The organism is Brevundimonas sp. P7753 (assembly GCF_013386595.1).
Classification (GTDB): Bacteria; Pseudomonadota; Alphaproteobacteria; order Caulobacterales; family Caulobacteraceae; genus Brevundimonas; species Brevundimonas bullata.
In genome coordinates, this window is record NZ_JACARP010000155.1 from 1 (window position 1) to 1,509 (window position 1,509).

General features: G+C 66.9%; 2 protein-coding genes. Both read left to right on the top strand.

What is annotated here, in order from left to right:
* On the top strand, positions 1 to 689 hold a 689-nt coding region (locus HX774_RS18605), incomplete at its 5' end, for an agmatine deiminase family protein (RefSeq protein ID WP_178828922.1).
* A partial coding sequence (aguB, locus tag HX774_RS18610) for an N-carbamoylputrescine amidase (protein WP_178828923.1) occupies positions 689 to 1,509 on the top strand: 821 nt, incomplete at its 3' end. The genes HX774_RS18605 and aguB, both read left to right, overlap by 1 nt.

A 1,509-nucleotide genomic window follows, 5' to 3' on the forward strand; every position in this document is an offset into this window, starting at 1 on the left:
GCGTCAACGGCTGGGGCGGCAAGTACGACTATCCGCACGACGACGAGGTCGCCGACCAGATCGCGGCCTTCTCGGGCGTGCCGACGACCCGCCATGACTTCATCCTCGAAGGGGGCGCCCTGGATCACGACGGCGAGGGCACGGTCCTGACCACGCGCCAGTGCCTGCTGAACAAGAACCGCAACAAGAACTGGACCGCGGAGGCTGCCGAGGCTGCGCTGGCCGCCTCGGTCGGCGCCAAGGTGGTGGTCTGGCTGGGCGACGGCCTGCTGAACGACCACACCGACGGCCATGTCGACAATCTGGCCCGCTTTGTTGCGCCGGGCGTGGTGGCCTGTCCCATCGCCTTTGGCCGCAAGGACCCCAACGCCGAGGTCTATGACGAGACCGCCCGCCTGCTGTCTGAAACGACCGACGCCAGGGGCCGCAAGCTCAAGGTCCTGCGCATTCCGTCGCCGGGTCTGGTGCTGGACGCCGACGAGCGCCCGATCCCGGCCAGCCACATGAACTTCCTGATCGCCAACGGCGCCATCGTGGTGCCGACCTATGGCGATGATGTCGCTGCGCGCCTGGCGGGCGAGGCCTTGGCCACCGTCTTCCCCGACCGCGAGATCGTCCTGTCGCCGTCGAACGCCGTCCTGACCGGCGGCGGATCCTTCCACTGCATCTCGCAACAGGAGCCCGCATAATGGCCCGCACCATCACGGTCGCCGCCCTCCAGACCTCGTACGGCGAGGAAATGCAGGCGAACATCGACAAGACCATCGGCCTGATCCGTCAGGCGGCGGCCAAGGGCGCGCAGGTCATCCTGCCGTCGGAGCTGTTCCAGGGGCCCTATTTCTGCGTGACGCAGGAGGAGCACTGGTTCGCCTCGGCCTATCCGTGGCGCGAGCATCCGGCCGTGGTCCAGCTGCAGCCGGTGGCCAAGGAACTCGGCGTGGTCATCCCCGTCTCGATCTTCGAGAAGGAAGGCCCGCACTACTTCAACTCGATGGTCATGCTGGACGCCGACGGCGAGGCCTTGGGAGTCTATCGCAAGAGCCATATCCCTGACGGCCCCGGCTATCAGGAGAAGTATTATTTCCGCCCCGGCGACACCGGCTTCAAGGTCTGGAGCACGCGCTTCGGCCGCATCGGCGTCGGCATCTGCTGGGACCAGTGGTATCCCGAGAGCGCGCGCGCCATGGCGTTGCAGGGGGCTGACATCCTGATGTACCCGACCGCCATCGGCTCGGAACCCCACGACGCCGAGTTGGACACCGCCCTGCCGTGGCAGCGGGCGATGCAGGGCCATGCCGTGTCCAACGTCGTGCCGGTCGTGGCCGCCAATCGCATCGGCCATGAGACCCTGACTGAGGCGGGCCAGACCTTCTATGGCCACTCCTTCATCGCCAACCATCGCGGCGATCTGGTCGAGAGCCTGACGGGCGAGGAAGGCGTGCTGGTCCACACCTTTGACCTCGACTTCCTCGATCAGTACCGCGCCGCCTGGGGCTTCTTCCGTGACCG